Source organism: Hymenobacter sp. M1-2, from assembly GCF_057808495.1.
Genome location: NZ_JBTYZO010000001.1, coordinates 114,629 through 129,821, shown reverse-complemented (window position 1 = coordinate 129,821; position 15,193 = coordinate 114,629). Strand labels below are relative to the sequence as shown.

Sequence of the window (15,193 nt, the reverse complement as noted above, 5' to 3'; positions counted from 1 at the left end):
GTTGCCCTGCAGGCTCTGCGGGGCAACACTTGTTTGGCGCAAACTGCTTCGTGCACTACCCCGGCGTCCTTTAGCCTGACCGATGCCCTGAGCCGGCCGGGCTGCGTCCGGGAGCTGAACTTGCGCAATCAAAACCTGGAATTGCTACCGGCCAGCGTGGGCCAGTTGCCCCGGCTGCGCAGCTTGTACGCCCACGAAAACCACCTGCGCCACCTACCCGACGCCATTACCCAGCTCGATAGCCTGCGGGTGTTGTTCGTGAACAAGAACGGCCTGCTGGATTTGCCGCCGACTTTGGGCAACATGCGCCGGCTGCGGCAGCTGCAACTAGACCAGAATGTGCTGACCGAGCTGCCGCCGAGTATTGGGAATCTGGACAGCCTGCGCTACCTGGTTAGTGCCCACAACAACCTCGCCTCGCTGCCGGAGCAACTCGGTGATGCGGCGCAGCTGGAATACTTCAACACGTCTTACAACCAACTGCTGTTTTTGCCGGCGTCCATGAGCCGCCTGGTCCGCCTGCGCTACGTGTATCTCAACGACAACAAGCTACAAAGCCTGCCCGCCCAACTCGGCGCACTTACCAAGCTTCAGGAGCTGAACGTGAGCAACAACCAACTGGAACAGCTGCCCGCCAGCATCGGCGACTGCCAGGCCTTGCAGGTACTCATCGTTTCCGGCAACCAGCTGAAGTCTCTGCCGAAGAGTATGGGCAAGCTGCGTAATTTGGAAATACTAATTGCCAACGACAACCAACTTAAGGCCCTGCCTCGCTCGCTAGGCCAGCTGAAAAAGCTAAAGACGGTGGTGGTGCGCAACAACGCCTTCACGCCGGAGGCCCGCCGCCAGGCCGAAGCTGCATTGCCGGGCGCTAAACTCTACTTCGAATGACGTTGCTTTTTTCTCGTTGCCGAACTCTGGGCCGCCCGCTGCTGCTGGGCTTGGCGGGGCTGCTGTTTTCGTTTGCCGTGTCGCGCAAGGTGCCTACTGAGCAGGTGAAAGACTACTACGAAAGCCACCTGCGCCAGCTGCACGCCACCCTTACCCGCTTCCAAGAGGCCGCTTACCAGGCCGATACCACTGCCTTGCGCACGCATTTCGCCGCCTGCCGGGTGGAGTACAAGCACCTGGAATTCGCGGTGGAGTACTATTACCCGCACGCCGCCCAGCGCATCAACGGCGCCGCGCTGCCCGAAACCGAGCCCGGTGAGCCCGGCGAAGTCATTCCGCCCACTGGCTTTCAGGTGCTGGAAGAATACGTGTACGCCGCCCCCGACAGCCGGGCCAACCGGGAGCTGGTGTACCAGGAAACGGATAATCTGCTCTACCAGGTGCGCCAACTGGAGCAGCAAGCGCCGTTCCTGACTTTCACCGATGCTGAAGTATTCGACGCGGTACGGCTGAATCTGTACCGACTGGCGGCCAAGGGTATTTCGGGTTTCGACTCGCCCGCCGCCCACGCCTCCTTGCCAGAGGCGGCCGTCACGCTGAAAGCCAGCCGGGAAGTGCTGGCCTTGTTCGACGTACCCGCCGCTCTGACCACGCGGCTGGCCCGCGGCCAGGCCGCCGTAGCCGCGCGCGGTTTGGACTTCACTAGCTTCGACCGGGCCAGGTTCTTGCTGCGTCACTTCAACCCGGCGCTGGCCGCGCTGCGGCAGGCGCAGGTGCAGCAGAATATTGCGTTTGTAAAGACGCGCCGCGCCGTGCGGCCCGAGGCGGCCAGCTTCTTCGTAGCCGATGCCTTTGACCCGGCTTTCTTCGCGCCGGCCGATGCGGCCACGCCCACCCCGGCCGTGCTGGCGCTGGGCGAAGTCTTATTTCAGGAGCCGCTGCTGTCGGGGCGCGGGGGGCGCTCCTGCGCCAGCTGCCACGTACCCGGCCGCGCCTACACCGACGGCCTGCGCGTCAATAGCTCGCTGCTGGCTAAGGTGGGGCTGGAACGTAACACTCCTACCCTACTCAACGCCGCGCTACAGCCCGACCAATTTTACGACAGCCGCGTGCATTTCCTCGAAGACCAGGTGCACGCCGTGGTGTCCAACAAAGCCGAAATGGGCGGCCAGCTGAGCGAAGCGCCGGCTATGCTGCGCAAGAAAGGCAGCTACGCCAAGCTCTTCGCGCGGGCCTTTGCCACCGAGAAGCAGCCCGTTTCGGAGCGCAACATCCGCCGCGCCGTAGCGGCCTACGTCCGCTCCCTGGTGCGCCTCAACAGCCGCTTCGACCAGTACCTGCGCGGCGACTCCACCGTGCTCAGCAGCCAGGAAATACTTGGTTTCAACCTGTTTATGGGCAAGGCCCAGTGCGGCACCTGCCACTACATGCCGCTCTTCAACGGCACCGTCCCGCCCCTCTACGACAAAGCCGAAAGCGAAGTGCTAGGCGTACCCGCCACCGCTGACACCTTGCATCCTACACTGGACAATGACCAAGGCAAGTTTTTGCTCTACGGCATCGCCCACCAGCAACACGCCTTCAAAACGCCCACCGTCCGCAACGCCGCCCTCACCGCCCCTTACATGCACAATGGCGTGTACCAAACGCTGGAGCAGGTAATGGATTTCTACAACAAAGGCGGCGGCGCCGGCATGGGCCTTGCCGTTCCTACCCAAACCCTGGCCGAAGACAAGCTCAATCTAAGCAAGCCCGAGCAGCAGGCCATCATAGCCTTCATCAAGTCGTTGAGTGACTCAAAAGAAGTGGCATATTAACTGTAGCGCGAAGCTCCAGCTTCGCGCATCGTTGCTGAGGTTGAACGATTACACCCGCGCCATAACAACGCGTGTCGTTCAACGATGCGCGAAGCTGGAGCTTCGCGCTACTGCTCGTGCCAATAGGTGTGCGGCCACAACTGCCAGTCCGCAACCAAACCCGCTTTCACCGGATTTTCTAGTACATAGCTGATAACGCGCTTCATTTCCTCCGCGTCCCGCACGATATGGTCGTAGCTTTCCCGCTGCCAGAACTGGCCGGAGCGGCTCAGTAGCTTGTTGGCTCTAGCCGCCGAGTAGCTTTTGATGGATTGCAACGACTGCGCCAACGACGGAACATTATCGGGCAATGTCACCACCAAATGCACGTGGTTTGGCATGACGCAGTAACACACGAGGATGTAGTTCTTGGCGTCGTAGAAATGCAGCGCGTCCTTCACGACAGTTGCAACCACCGCCTCTCGCAGCCAGAGCGGACCGGTCTCCGCTTTATCGAGCAGCGTATCAAAGCGGCCGAAATAGCGTTTCTGGCGAGCATAAGTCTGCTCCGCATCTTCCGTCGGATCAAGAAAAGCATCCCATTCGGCCCGCAGCTTTTCCAGCACGATACGCGGCAAAGAACCGGCCAACCGAAACGTAATGAACAGCTTCTCCCCTGGCGGCAAGCGGTGCGGCAGATTCCGCCAATAGTGAATAAGGTCAGTGCCCAGCATAAACGAATGTAGCGCGAAGCTCCAGCTTCGCGCATCGTTGAACGACAGACGTTGCAGCAGTGCGGTTCCAGTCGTTCAACCTCCGCAACGTTAGTGAATGTAGCGCGAAGCTCCAGCTTCGCGCATCGTTGAACGACAAGCGTTGTTACGGCGCGGAAGTCAGCAACGATGCGCGAAGCTGGAGCTTCGCGCTACACTTTCTCCAGCACTTCTACCCGCTCGGCCAGCTTTTCCCACTGGTCATTCACGCGGGCCAACTCCTTTTTCACCTGCTCGAACTTCACCGTGGCGTCTTTCAGTTGCGCAGCATTGTTGTAGATGGCCGGGTCGGCGAGCTGCTTTTCGTAGATGGCCAGCTCCTGTTCCAGCGCCGTAACGCGGGTTTCTACCTCCTTTAGCTCTTTACTGACTTTACGCAGCTCTTGCTGGTTGGCTTCGCGCTCCGAATTAGAAAGCTGCTTTTTCTCCTCCTTCACCTGCTTCGGCGCAACGGGCGCGTTCAGGGCCGCTTTCTTGGCGGCTTTTTCCCGGTCTTCCATCCACTGCTCCCACTCGTTGTAGGTGCCAGGATACTGCTTGAGCTGGTAGTCTTCGATGTACCAAATCTTGTTGGCCACGTTCTCCACGAAGAAACGGTCGTGGCTGATGACGATGTAGGTGCCTTCGTACTGATCCAGCGCCTGAATCAAGATGTTCACCGACTGCATGTCCAGGTGGTTGGTCGGTTCGTCGAGCAGCAGGAAGTTGGCCTCCGAAATGAGGGTTTTAGCCAGCGCCACGCGGCTTTTCTCGCCCCCGCTCAACACCTTGATTTTCTTGTACACCTCGTCGCCCGTGAACAAAAACGAGCCTAGCACGGTGCGCAGCTCCATTTCGTTGCGCTTGGAGCCGGCTTCCACCATCTCCTGTAAAATCTCGTTGTCGATGCGTAGGCTTTCGAGCTGGTGCTGGGCGTAGAACGACATAATCACGTTGTGGCCCAGCTGGTGCGTGCCCGTCGTCGGCGACTCCGAGCCCGCCACCAGCCGCATGAGCGTGGACTTGCCCTTGCCGTTGGCGCCGATGAGGGCAATTTTATCGCCCCGCTCGATGTGCACGTGGGTGTCGCGGAAGATCATCTTCTCACCGTACTTCTTGCCCACGTGCTCCATGCGCAGAATGTGGCGGCCGGGCACCACGGAGAAGTCGAACTTGATGTTCACCTTGGCATCGTCCTGGGCCACGTCGTCGATGCGCTCCAGCTTGTCGAGCATCTTCACCCGGCTCTGGGCCTGCTTGGCTTTCGAGGCCTTGGCCTTGAACCGCTCAATAAACCGCTCCGCCTGCCGGATCTGGGCCTGCTGGTTCTCGAAAGCGCCTTTCTGAATAGCGTTGCGCTCCTCCTTCTCTTCGAGGTAGTAGCTGTAGTTGCCGGCGTAGGGCACCAGCTTGCCGCCCGTCACTTCCACGGTGGTGTTGGTGGTGCGGTCCAGAAACTCCCGGTCGTGGCTCACGATGATGACGGCGCCCTCGTAGCCGGCCAGGTAGTTTTCTATCCACTTGATACTAGGCAGGTCCAAGTGGTTGGTGGGTTCGTCGAGCAGCAGCAGCGAGGGTTGCTGGAGCAGAATCTTGGCTAGCATCACGCGCATGCGCCAGCCACCCGAAAACTGCTTCAGCGGCTTTTGCAGCTCTTCGGTCGTGAAGCCCAGACCTTCGAGAATTTCTTCGGCGCGGGCCTGCATGGTGTAGCCGCCCAGCGCCTCGAAGCGTTCCTGCAAGTCGGCCAGCTTTTCCACCAGATCATCGGTGTAGTTGGTTTCGAACTCCAGCAGCACCTGATCTATCTTCTTTTGCAGCTCCAGCGCCTCGGAAAACGCCTGCATGGCCACGGTCAGAATGGGCTCGTGGGAATCGTAGCTGAGTAAATCCTGGTTCAGGAAGCCCAGGCTCACTTCCTTGCTCATGGAGATGCTGCCGCCATCGGGCTTGTATTCGCCCACCAGAATGCGCAGCAGCGTGGATTTGCCCCGGCCATTGAGCCCGATGAGGCCAATCTTATCCTTGGGCTTGATATGCAGGTTGGCCTTGTCGTAGAGCGTACGGGAGCCGAAATGAAAATCGAGGTCGTTGATGGAAATCATCCTACTTTGCTATGAAGCTGCAAAGGTAGGGGTTGAACGTGTTCGGTCTTCGCGTAAACACAAATACTATCCAATAGCTACGAGCATATCATAGTACTACTTACCTAAGCTTCTCAACATATCCTCCCCAGAGCCAACCCCTAATAGAGTCACACCGTACTTTGTACCAATTATCTTTCTTGCCTGCTATTTTCTCGATTGGACCGTTGTCATCCAACAAAGTCACATATGTATAGAGTGGTAGACTCGCTATAGCTTTACTATCAGATGTTGGTGCTTCTCTCATGTACAATCCATTTCGCGCTGTTACGAATGCATTAGTGCCTTCAGGTCTAAAATAGTGAGTTTTTCTAGGCCCTATGAGTATATACAAGAACAAAATAATGTTCACGAATAACAAAAAATTCTTCAAACGCCTCCAGCGCCTTGTCTTATCCCACTCAGATACATCATTTGATTTTAAACTAGTTTTAGTAACTGATGTATGAGATTCTTGATGCGCTGTGGCGTAAGCATTTTTAGTTTGAGACTGAGCATTTATTTTCTCTTCTCTAATTCTAGCTAAATCTTCCTGTATCTGTTGCTGTCTCCTTTCCTGGTCAATCCTTATCTTTTCTTGATCATACTTCTCTCTACGCAGTTTATCCCACTATTTTTTTAGTTCATCTTTTTCCGACTCACTTTTTTCATCTCTATACCTTTTGAATTTAGTATCGTATATTCTTTTTTTCTCATCGTTAGACAATATTTCGTGCGCTTCATTTATGTTTTTGAACATATCCGCAAAGAATTGTTCTCCATCATTTTTATCTGGATGAAACTTTACAGAAAGCTTTCTATATGCCTTCTTAATTTCTTCTTTTGTCGCTGCTTCGCTTAACCCTAGTATTTCGTAGTAATTTTTCATCTACCGATATATAATGTAGGCTGTAAGGATCATGGTCGCGAGTGCATATTTGAAGGCCATTCTTTTGTATGATGCTCTATCCATGAAAGCCGCGCAATCGGAGCAGACTGTCCTGACCGCGTAACTGACTCGGCTACTAGACCTATAACGACCAAAGTAGGTAGAACTTCCTATGTAAACTGTACGCCTCCAATCAGCACCAATCTTTCCGCATGTATGACAAGATGCCATGTTTAAAAAAGTAATAGGTTATGACTTTCTCAAAAATAGCAGCTTTGTAAAAATTAGTGTGGCTATTAGTACAAGTTTTTGTTAACCATTTACTATATAGACTTGTATACCCTCTACACTCCCTCAAACACCTCCGTCCATTCTATCAACAGCTCCGGCAGCGTCGCTACGGGAATGGAGCCGGGCGTGTAGAACTCGCCGCGTAGCTGGTAGCGGCCATCCTCCCCGAGCAGGTACACCACCACGTTCTTTTGCTCGGGCGTTACCATCCAGTATTCGCGCACGCCGCTTTCCTCGTAGAGGTCGAACTTCTCCTTGGTGTCACGCGCCACATTGCCGGGGCTCAGGATTTCGATAATCCAGTCCGGGGCGCCGAGGCAGCCGCGCTCATCCAGCTTCTGCGGGTCGCAGACGACACAGATATCGGGCTGCACCACCGTTTCGATGCTGGCATCACCGTTGGGCGGAGCTTTGCTCAGACGTACATCGAAAGGAGCGTGGTACATCTCGTAACTTTTGCCCCGCAGATACTGCATGATCGGAAGTCCGATGTCACGTGCAACTTCATGATGTACTCGCTTGGACGCGGGGCTCATCAAGCGCACCTTTCCTCTGAATAATTCAGTCCGTTCGTCAAACTGCCAGGTTAGGTAATCGGCATAGGAGTAGGAGCGGGTTAGATCAAGTTGGGAAAAGTGTGTTACCAGAGACATAGCCGAGGAAGTGCTGGTGGTTGGTAAAGATATGCGGCAGACTCATTGCGCTACGCCATTTAGCTTCCGCATCAGCCGCCGCTTCGGCGACAAACCAGCTGCATTCTGGCCCGTACATGCAGGCATGAAACACTGCTTCCCTACTCTTCTCTTAATTGCCCTGGTTATTGCTCTGGCCGCCTGTAGCACCGAGCGGGAATCGGCGGGGCGGCGGGGGCGGGAGGTGATACCGGCCGCCGTACGCGGCGAAGCTTCCACCACCGAAACCGTGGGCGAAACCGGCCGCAGCCACGGCTACCTCCGACGCTTCTACCAGGAGCAGGGCCAGTACTACCTCACCGTCGACTACATCCAGTTTCTCCACGGCGAAGCCGCCCTAGCCGCCGCCCGCCGCAAAGGCGACGCCGTGGCAGAGGTGCAGAACGGCGACACCGTGTACTCCGTCTCCGACGATTACTACATCGTCAACGACAACCCCGAGCTGCGCACCCTGCGCCTCGCCGACCAAGCTACGCTCACGCTCTGGCGCAGCGGCGAAAACGGCCTGGAGCAGTATTCCGCCACCCCGGCCGAAGTGCTAACTCAAACTCCGAATGCTCTGCGCCTCTCCCCTTTCATCGTGGAAACGAAGCAGGGCGTGGTTACCAGCCTCACGGAACAGTACGTGCCTTAATGTGTGGCACGGACTTCAGTCCGTAGCCCCAATCTAGAGCACAAACCTATAATTAGTTGCAATCCACAGCACCGTTTTGCGCGGATACCGGGGCTACGGACTGAAGTCCGTGCCACAATACAGCGCTCCAACTCGTATACCCTCTCATCCATCATTCTAACGAACTCATCAACATGGCTCCTTCCCCTCCCTCCCAGACCCCCGACGAAGACAACGACCGTAGCGCCCAGGCGGCCCAAGGCCGGCAAGACGGCGGCGTAGTAGGCCAGTCCAGTGGCCGGCCCAGCTACGGAACCGGCGGCTACGAGCTGAACCTCAACGAAGACGAACCGGCCGACGAAAGCGGCTCCGGCAGCGCGGCTTCCAGCACCAGCCGCGCCCCGCACGAGTCGTCGGAAGACACTGACGAGTAGGTCTCTCGCTCTTATTCTGCGGCAAACGCCCCGGCCCGCTGAAACTATGCTTCAGCGGGCCGGGGCGTTTGTTTTGCTACCAAGTGCTAAAACGAACTACGCACTTCGACGCTACCCCACAAACGGCCCCCGAAACTCCGGTGCGACGCGCTTCTTGGCGGCTTGCTCATAGGCGTAAGCCAACGTCAGCAGCGGTCCTTCCTGGTAGGCGCCGCCCACGAACGACAAGCCCACCGGCAAGCCGTGCGTCTGCCCCATCGGTACCGTCACGTGCGGGTAGCCGGCCATAGCGGCCGGTGAGGAGAAGCCAGGACCTTTCCAGGAGTCGCCGTTGATGAGGTCGATGCCGGTGGAGGGGCCACTCGTGACGCCCACAATGGCGTCGAGGCGGTTATCGCGCAGCACTTTGTTCAGCACCGTGCGGGCTCCATCCTGAGACTTGCGCCGGGCAGCTTGGTATTTGGGGCTGGTGAGGCCTTCCAGCTTCTCGGAATCCTCCAGGATTTCCTGCTGAAAAAAGGGCATGGCCTTGGCCTTGTTTTCAGTGTTGAAGCGGATGACATCAGCTAAGGTTTTCACCGAAGCCCCGGCCGTAGCCAGGTACTTGTTCACGCCGTCCTTGAACTCGTAAAGCAGCACGTCATACTCAGCATCACCTAGCGAATTTATCTGCTTGTCCACCTCTACTTCCACCACCGTAGCACCTTGAGCCCGCAACTGCGCCACGGCGGCTTGCAGAAGCGCAACGGCATCGGAGTTGCCTTTAAGGTGGCCTTTTTCCACACCAAGACGCTTACCTTTCAGGCCATTTGCGTCCAGAAACTTGGTGTAGTCGGGCTGAACCTTGCCGGCGCTTTCCTTGGTCACGGTATCGGCGGGGTCTTCGCCGGTGAGCACGCCTAGCAGCAGCGCCGCGTCGCGGACGGTGCGGGCCATGGGGCCGGCCGTGTCCTGGGTGGCCGAGATAGGAATGATGCCCGAGCGGCTCAGTAATCCTACTGTGGGCTTGATGCCGACGATGCCATTACAAGAGGCTGGCGACACCACCGAGCCGTCGGTTTCGGTGCCGATGGCCACGGCGCAGAGATTGGCGGCCACCGCCGCACCCGAGCCGGAACTAGAGCCGCTAGGGCTGCGGTCCAGAATGTAGGGGTTCTTGGTTTGGCCGCCGCGGCTGCTCCAACCGCTGGTTGAGCGCGTGGAGCGAAAATTGGCCCATTCGCTCAGGTTAGTTTTGCCCAGCACCACGGCCCCGGCGGCACGCAACTTGCCCACAATAAAGGCGTCTTGCTTGGCCCGATGCCCGACCAGCGCCAGTGAGCCGGCGGTGGTCTGCATCTTGTCGGCCGTGTCGAGGTTGTCCTTCACCAGCACCGGAATGCCGTGCAGCGGCCCGCGCAGCTTGCCGGCTTTGCGCTCTTGGTCGAGTTGGTCGGCCAGCGCCAGGGCGTCGGGGTTCAGCTCAATAACTGCGTTCAGCTTGGGCCCGTTGCGGTCCACGGCTTCAATGCGCTTGAGGTACAGCTCCGTAATGGCCCGCGAGGTTAGGGCGCCACTGCGCATCTTCTCCTGCAAACTGTCGATGGTGGCTTCGTGCAGCGCAAACGGCTCCGCGTCCGGGGTGGCGGCATCGGTAGCCTTTGCTTCTTCGGGCCGCGCCTGCGACGAACACGCATCGAGGGCGAAAGTGGAAAGCGCCAAGCTCGCCAAGGAGCCGTTGCGCAGGAATATTCTTCGGTTCATCGGCTTTTTTTGTGGGTAAGATAGAACGCAGAAGCGGCTTTAGCTGCATTTTTTGCGCCCATCTTCGTCCCACTAGCTCGCCACCGATGCCGCTTTAGGCTTGTTGCGCTGGCACTTTTCGCCGCAGTACTTCACCTCGTCCCAGCAGTTGCGCCACTTTTTGCGGTACTCAAACGGACGCCCGCACGTAAGGCAGGTTTTCGTGGGCAGATTGCCTTTGGTGAGTTTGGCGAGAACGGGCGGCATAGAACAGAAAAGGAAGCAAATCGAATTCAAACCTATAAGGGTGACTGATGTTCAGCAGTCTACGTAAGGCTTCCTATTGCGAGGTAGTGTTTATAGAAAATACCATTCAGCTATTCACTAAGCCCTTTTGCATCTCACTCTGAAACTTGCTCCTATTAGCTTTGAAACCGCGTTAGTAGTTGTTATTCACTCTCTATGTCCCTGCCTACTGATTTCTTTTTTCAGTACGAAAACTACGTGAGCCGCACGCCCGGCCCCGAAATTATGCAAGTGGTGCGGCAAGCTGGCGCCGAACCCACGCTGCACTATCACACATGGCTGGTCCGTGAGCAGGAACTCAACGTTTTGCTTGAACTCAACGATTTTGCCGCCGTGGTTCACCTCGTAACGGAGGAAGTGCCGTTCTGGGAATTGCCCACCGACATTATCGGCGACGAAGTCTTGGAAGACGGTGACTGGCCCATGTTCACGCTCCGCTACCAGGGCCGCGAGCATGTTTCGGGTGGAGCCTGTGCGGGCTACTGGCACCCTGGTATCGCGCACCTACAAACGGCTATGGGCAAGCTTTACGAGAAGTATTTGTTGTTTCGCCCGACGTAGCCACGCTAAACGCGAACTAGAATAAAGCTACTCGCCCAGCCGCTGGCGGAGTGCCTGAACTTCGTGCTCCAGCTCTAAAGTGCGGAAGGTTACTTTCACTTCCAGGTCGTTGTAGGCTTGCTCCAGTTCCTGCTCCCGCTTGCGAAGCGCAAACTCGGTCTGTTTTTGGTCGTGAATGTCAGTGCAGGTGCCGTACCACTGCTTGATCTGGCCAGCTTCGTCGAATTGGGGCTGAGCTTGGCCCAGGAACCATCGGTAGCTGCCTTCGCGCGACTTGAAGCGGTACTCTATTTCGTAGAATTCGCCGGTGGCTAGGGAGTGGCCCCACACCTCGCGGGCCCGCTGCCGGTCGTCGGGGTGCAGCAGGTTGTTCCACATGTCAGGCCCCACGCTATCGGCCAGGGTGTAACCGGTATAGTCGGTCCAGCGCTGGTTGAAGTAGGTGTGAAACCCGGTGGGGTCCGTGAACCAGACCAGCTGCGGAATGAAATCGGCGAGGAAGCGGAGCTGCTCCTGCGCCTGGCGGCGCAGCTGTTCTTCGGCGGGAATAGCGGTGGCACTCATGCAACAAAAGAGCTTAGCAGGGCCGGGCAAGCTGGATTTCCATGCCCGATTGAAAGTACAGGTTAAGTTGGCTAACCTGCCCGTCGGAGGAGCGGCGCAGGCGGGTAATGAGGGCCCGGGTGTGCTCCTGTAGCAGCCGGAGCTCCAGGTAGGGCCGGTTGAGCAGCGCGTCGCGCTCCATGGTCCAGTGGCCGGCGTCCTGCATCTGGGGCGCTTCCACGCGCACGGTACCCGGCCGCAGCAAGAAGGTGGTAGCCCGCGCCAGCGGCGTGTCCGGGCTATTGCGGTTCAGGACCCGGTCGGCCACGCACCAATCACCATTAAGGTACTCATCGGGCATCTGCTGCAAGTTGACGTCAAACAAAAGTTCAGACATACGAGGTAATACGAGCGACTTGCGACTAAAGGTTGAAACCAGACAATAGAGAAAAAAGACCCGACCACACCTGTGGCGAGTGTTGTAGCCAAGGCTTAAAATTATGAAAGAGTTCCTTTCTTTTCTCCCTATTCGTAGCAGCCTACTAGGTTTACGCTAGCTTTCAGCACCTTATAATACCATCTAGCCTGCCACAACAGGGTATGCGCTATGTTGCAATTGCGTGCAGAACGTGGCCGCTGAAATCAGCCGCACGAGAAGCAGCTATTCTCCCTCGCTGAACCGACTAGCTAAAGGAGCTGGCACTCCCGCGCTGTGCAGCATACCACTCACAATGCCTTGCCGCCACAGCGTGAATACCGAGTAGCGCAACTCCCGGCGCGAGGTCATTTTGCCGGTTTGCAGGGGCTGGCCGGGTCGGCGCGGGTTATTATCACGCAGAAAGACACCATTCACGACGGACGTTTCGAGGCGGTGCAGCACGCCGCGCTGGTTTTGGCGGTTGAGCAAGTCCAGCTTCAGGTCCTGGTATTCGGCCCACATAGTGCCTTGGGCCTGCGTATGATCGAGCTGCATCTGAAACCGGATGCGCTGGATTTGTCCGCTCCGCAGCCGTAAGCCTCGCGTGGGCAAGATCATGGGGTTGAGCATAGCCAGCGGGGCCGAAGAAAAGCGGCCTTGCAGGGTGTGTCGTCCGTTGGGGTCGAGCAGGTTGGCGCGCAACGTGAGGCGGGCCGCACATCGCTGCTGAAGCCGGCCGGTGGCCTCGCCGGTCATGGGCTGGGCAGCACTCATGCGGCGCGGGTCGTTGCTGACGTTGCGCAGGGTGGCCGTGAGCTGCTGAATGCCCATTACGCCGGGCTGTGGGCCGCGCGGCGCGCGGTAACTCATGCGGATAGTACCGTTTACGAGGCGCACCTGGCGCACATCCACCCGAAACGGCAGCCGCCCAATGGCGTCGGGGGTAGCTACGGAGCGTTGCGGGTTGATGGGGAACCGTCCGTCGCTGCTGGTGACGATTTGCCCGTCGCGGATTTCCAGTTGCTGAGCCAGCACACTGCCCCGCCGCAGTAGGGCCGCGAAGTTGAGGCCTCGTACGCGAAACTGCGGCAGTTGGAGCGTCACGTGCGCCGCCTGGTGCCCTTTAAGCCGGGCCAGCTCCGCCACCGACATCGTGGGCGCCAGCCGCACGGTGCGCAGCGCCAACTCGCCCCGCCGCGTATCGGCCCGCACCGCCGCCGTGGTGAGGTGGTAGTAGGGTGGATCAAGCAGGACGCGGGCCCGGCCCGTGCGCAGCGTCCAGGCGCGGGCGTGGTAGAGGTAGCCGGGAGCATTGTAGGTCTGGGCGGTAAGATGAACAGAAGAAGCCGTGAGGCGGATATCCTGCGCGGCAGGCTCCCATTGTTGATCGGCGATGCGCAGGCGGCCACCCGTGAGGCGCAGCCCGGCTAGGCGCACGTGCGGCAGATAGGGCGCCAGCAATTTATGAGGCGGCGGCGGCGGAACGGCGGGCAACGTTAGGGCCAAGGCCGGCGTGCGCAGCAGCAGGGAGTCGGCGTGCAGGGTGCCCCGCGCCAGCCGCGCCGCCCGCAGCCCGCGCAGTTCCAGCCAGGGTAGGGCCATGTCGAAGCGGGCAGCGCGGGTACGCTGGTTGCTAATGGCTTGCAACGGCGCCACTCGCAGCCACCGTAGCGCCAGCCGGCCAGAATCAGAAGAAAACGAGCCGTGCCGTAGCCGCACCACGTGGCCAGGAACCCGCGCCAACACGTCATCCATCTGAAACGCTACCTGCTTGGCATAAGCTAGGCGGGTGGTATCGGCGGCCCCGGCGGCACTGAGCAGGATGTCGTGGATCGACAACGCGGCGTGGCTCAACTGGGCTTCAGTTCGGAGTAGGGAGCCATAGCGCGCCCGCACGTTGCGTAAGCGGAGGTTCTGGACATGCAAACCAGGCAGCCCTAGCGGGAGCCGCGCGTGGAGTGGCTTGTTTTCTTTGGAAGCCGTGGGTAGGCCGCCGAGTCGCAGGTTCACGGAGTCGAGGACAATGCTTTCTATGGGCACCACTTGCCGCCGTAGCGCCGCCACGAGGCCTATTCCCGTTATCCGCAGCTCACCTAGGTCGAGGCGCAGGTCGGGCAGGGCGGCAGTATCGGGGGCGGTAGCAGTGAGCAGCTGCACGCCGCGTAGCGTGATGGAGCCGGCCAGGAGTCGGGTGTGCAGTTGTCGGATGCGCAGCTCATAGCGGCCGCGGCTGGCCGTAGATACCTGCTTTTCCAAGGTGCGGCGCAGCCAGGGGTCGAGGAAGAACAGCACGCCCACCACGGCGGCCAGCAGTAGCACCAGCAAGGGCAGCAATAGCCATTTCAGCCAGCGGCGGGGCGTGTTGTGGGATGGAGCGACGGTGGAAGGTGGAGCGGACTTGGGCACGGAAAAACAATGGCTCTACCCTTACGGTAAAGCATCTAGCTAGGTCTGATTTGCTGCTTCATTTTGCTTCTTTACCGCTCACACTACCTTTACCGCCCTTACTACGTTGGTACGCGGAGCCGGGTAAAGCCGGAACTTCTACCTTAGGGGCCGTTCTGTCGATTTTCTACTGTTTCTCCTATGCACTCCGAGCCTAATGCGCTGGCCGAAGCCCTGCTGGCTTCTTTCCGCCACAACTTCCGCAGCTACAAAAGCCTCGCCGACCGCGCCCTGGCCCAGCTTAGTCCCGCCGACTGGCTGTACGTGCCGGCCCCGGAAAGCAACAGCCTCGCCGTTATTGTGCAGCACATGGTAGGCAACCTCCGCTCCCGCTTCACCGATTTCCTCACCACCGACGGTGAAAAACCCAACCGCCGACGCGACTTGGAATTCGTGGAGCCCACTGCGGCCGAGGCCATAGCTGACCTGCAAGCGCAGTGGGACCCGGCTTGGAACATCCTCTTCGACTTGCTCGATACCCTACAGCCGGCGGACCTGCTACGCATGGTCACGATTCGGGGGGAGGCGCATACGGTGCTGACGGCGGTGCAGCGACAGGTGGCACACTACGCCTACCACGTGGGCCAGATAGTGCAGCTGGCCAAGCAGCTGCGCGGTACCGCCTGGCAGAACCTGAGCGTGCCGCGCGGGCAGAGCGAACAGTTTACCAGTCAGGTGCGCGGCGCTCAGCCCGCAGCCAACGCCGTAGTGTAAGGC

16 protein-coding genes are annotated in these 15,193 nt (G+C 58.6%); 6 read left to right on the top strand and 10 right to left on the bottom strand.

Annotation, left to right across the window (positions count from 1 at the left end; translation table 11 throughout):
• Window positions 1–33: 33 nt before the first annotated feature.
• Window positions 34–891 carry a leucine-rich repeat domain-containing protein gene (locus tag ACYSMN_RS00585; RefSeq protein ID WP_488921881.1) on the top strand — a complete coding sequence of 286 codons (858 nt, stop codon included), beginning with the start codon at window positions 34–36 and terminating at the stop codon, window positions 889–891.
• Entirely contained in the window at window positions 888–2,708 is a 1,821-nt protein-coding gene (locus ACYSMN_RS00580) for a cytochrome c peroxidase (RefSeq protein ID WP_488921880.1), read from the top strand. The genes ACYSMN_RS00585 and ACYSMN_RS00580 overlap by 4 nt, the downstream gene beginning before the upstream one ends.
• A 107-nt stretch (window positions 2,709–2,815) precedes the next feature.
• Here ACYSMN_RS00580 and ACYSMN_RS00575 read toward each other — a convergent pair whose 3' ends face one another.
• The 5 genes from ACYSMN_RS00575 to ACYSMN_RS00555 all read right to left on the bottom strand — a co-directional run bounded on the left by ACYSMN_RS00575 (window position 2,816) and on the right by ACYSMN_RS00555 (window position 7,395).
• Window positions 2,816–3,421: an REP-associated tyrosine transposase gene (locus ACYSMN_RS00575; protein WP_488921879.1), complete on the bottom strand. Its 606-nt coding sequence runs from the start codon at window positions 3,419–3,421 to the stop codon at window positions 2,816–2,818.
• Between the two features lie 191 nt (window positions 3,422–3,612).
• Window positions 3,613–5,544: an ABC-F family ATP-binding cassette domain-containing protein gene (locus ACYSMN_RS00570; RefSeq protein WP_488921878.1), complete on the bottom strand. Its 1,932-nt coding sequence runs from the start codon at window positions 5,542–5,544 to the stop codon at window positions 3,613–3,615.
• 100 nt (window positions 5,545–5,644) lie between these two features.
• A complete protein-coding gene (locus tag ACYSMN_RS00565) occupies window positions 5,645–5,830 on the bottom strand; it encodes an SH3 domain-containing protein (RefSeq protein WP_488922165.1) in 186 nt (61 codons plus the stop codon).
• 363 nt (window positions 5,831–6,193) lie between these two features.
• Window positions 6,194–6,451: a DnaJ domain-containing protein gene (locus ACYSMN_RS00560; protein WP_488921877.1), complete on the bottom strand. Its 258-nt coding sequence runs from the start codon at window positions 6,449–6,451 to the stop codon at window positions 6,194–6,196.
• A 344-nt stretch (window positions 6,452–6,795) separates the two neighbouring features.
• Window positions 6,796–7,395, bottom strand: a complete 600-nt coding sequence (locus ACYSMN_RS00555; protein WP_488921876.1) for a Uma2 family endonuclease — start codon at window positions 7,393–7,395, stop codon at window positions 6,796–6,798.
• Window positions 7,396–7,519: 124 nt separating this feature from the next.
• Here ACYSMN_RS00555 and ACYSMN_RS00550 point away from each other — a divergent pair, with 124 nt between their 5' ends.
• Both ACYSMN_RS00550 and ACYSMN_RS00545 read left to right on the top strand, forming a co-directional pair.
• Window positions 7,520–8,068, top strand: a complete 549-nt coding sequence (locus ACYSMN_RS00550; protein WP_488921875.1) for a hypothetical protein — start codon at window positions 7,520–7,522, stop codon at window positions 8,066–8,068.
• Window positions 8,069–8,241: 173 nt separating this feature from the next.
• Window positions 8,242–8,481: a hypothetical protein gene (locus ACYSMN_RS00545; protein ID WP_488921874.1), complete on the top strand. Its 240-nt coding sequence runs from the start codon at window positions 8,242–8,244 to the stop codon at window positions 8,479–8,481.
• Between the two features lie 111 nt (window positions 8,482–8,592).
• Here ACYSMN_RS00545 and ACYSMN_RS00540 read toward each other — a convergent pair whose 3' ends face one another.
• A complete protein-coding gene (locus tag ACYSMN_RS00540) occupies window positions 8,593–10,224 on the bottom strand; it encodes an amidase (protein WP_488921873.1) in 1,632 nt (543 codons plus the stop codon).
• Between the two features lie 72 nt (window positions 10,225–10,296).
• Window positions 10,297–10,470, bottom strand: a complete 174-nt coding sequence (locus tag ACYSMN_RS00535) for a DUF2256 domain-containing protein (RefSeq protein ID WP_488921872.1) — start codon at window positions 10,468–10,470, stop codon at window positions 10,297–10,299.
• A 195-nt stretch (window positions 10,471–10,665) separates the two neighbouring features.
• Between ACYSMN_RS00535 and ACYSMN_RS00530 the strand changes: the two genes are divergently transcribed.
• Window positions 10,666–11,070 (top strand): hypothetical protein, encoded by a 405-nt coding sequence (locus ACYSMN_RS00530; protein WP_488921871.1) that lies wholly within the window; start codon window positions 10,666–10,668, stop codon window positions 11,068–11,070.
• A 27-nt stretch (window positions 11,071–11,097) separates the two neighbouring features.
• Here ACYSMN_RS00530 and ACYSMN_RS00525 read toward each other — a convergent pair whose 3' ends face one another.
• From ACYSMN_RS00525 to ACYSMN_RS00515, 3 genes are all read right to left on the bottom strand, one after another.
• Window positions 11,098–11,634 (bottom strand): PAS domain-containing protein, encoded by a 537-nt coding sequence (locus ACYSMN_RS00525; RefSeq protein WP_488921870.1) that lies wholly within the window; start codon window positions 11,632–11,634, stop codon window positions 11,098–11,100.
• Window positions 11,635–11,647: 13 nt separating this feature from the next.
• The gene (locus ACYSMN_RS00520; protein ID WP_488921869.1) at window positions 11,648–12,010 is read right to left on the bottom strand and encodes a hypothetical protein; all 363 of its coding nucleotides are present in this window, start codon (window positions 12,008–12,010) and stop codon (window positions 11,648–11,650) included.
• A gap of 264 nt (window positions 12,011–12,274) precedes the next feature.
• The gene (locus ACYSMN_RS00515) at window positions 12,275–14,437 is read right to left on the bottom strand and encodes a hypothetical protein (protein ID WP_488921868.1); all 2,163 of its coding nucleotides are present in this window, start codon (window positions 14,435–14,437) and stop codon (window positions 12,275–12,277) included.
• A 180-nt stretch (window positions 14,438–14,617) separates the two neighbouring features.
• On the opposite strand from ACYSMN_RS00515, the gene ACYSMN_RS00510 reads away from it, so the two are divergent.
• Window positions 14,618–15,190, top strand: a complete 573-nt coding sequence (locus ACYSMN_RS00510) for a DUF1572 family protein (RefSeq protein ID WP_488921867.1) — start codon at window positions 14,618–14,620, stop codon at window positions 15,188–15,190.
• Window positions 15,191–15,193: the final 3 nt, after the last annotated feature.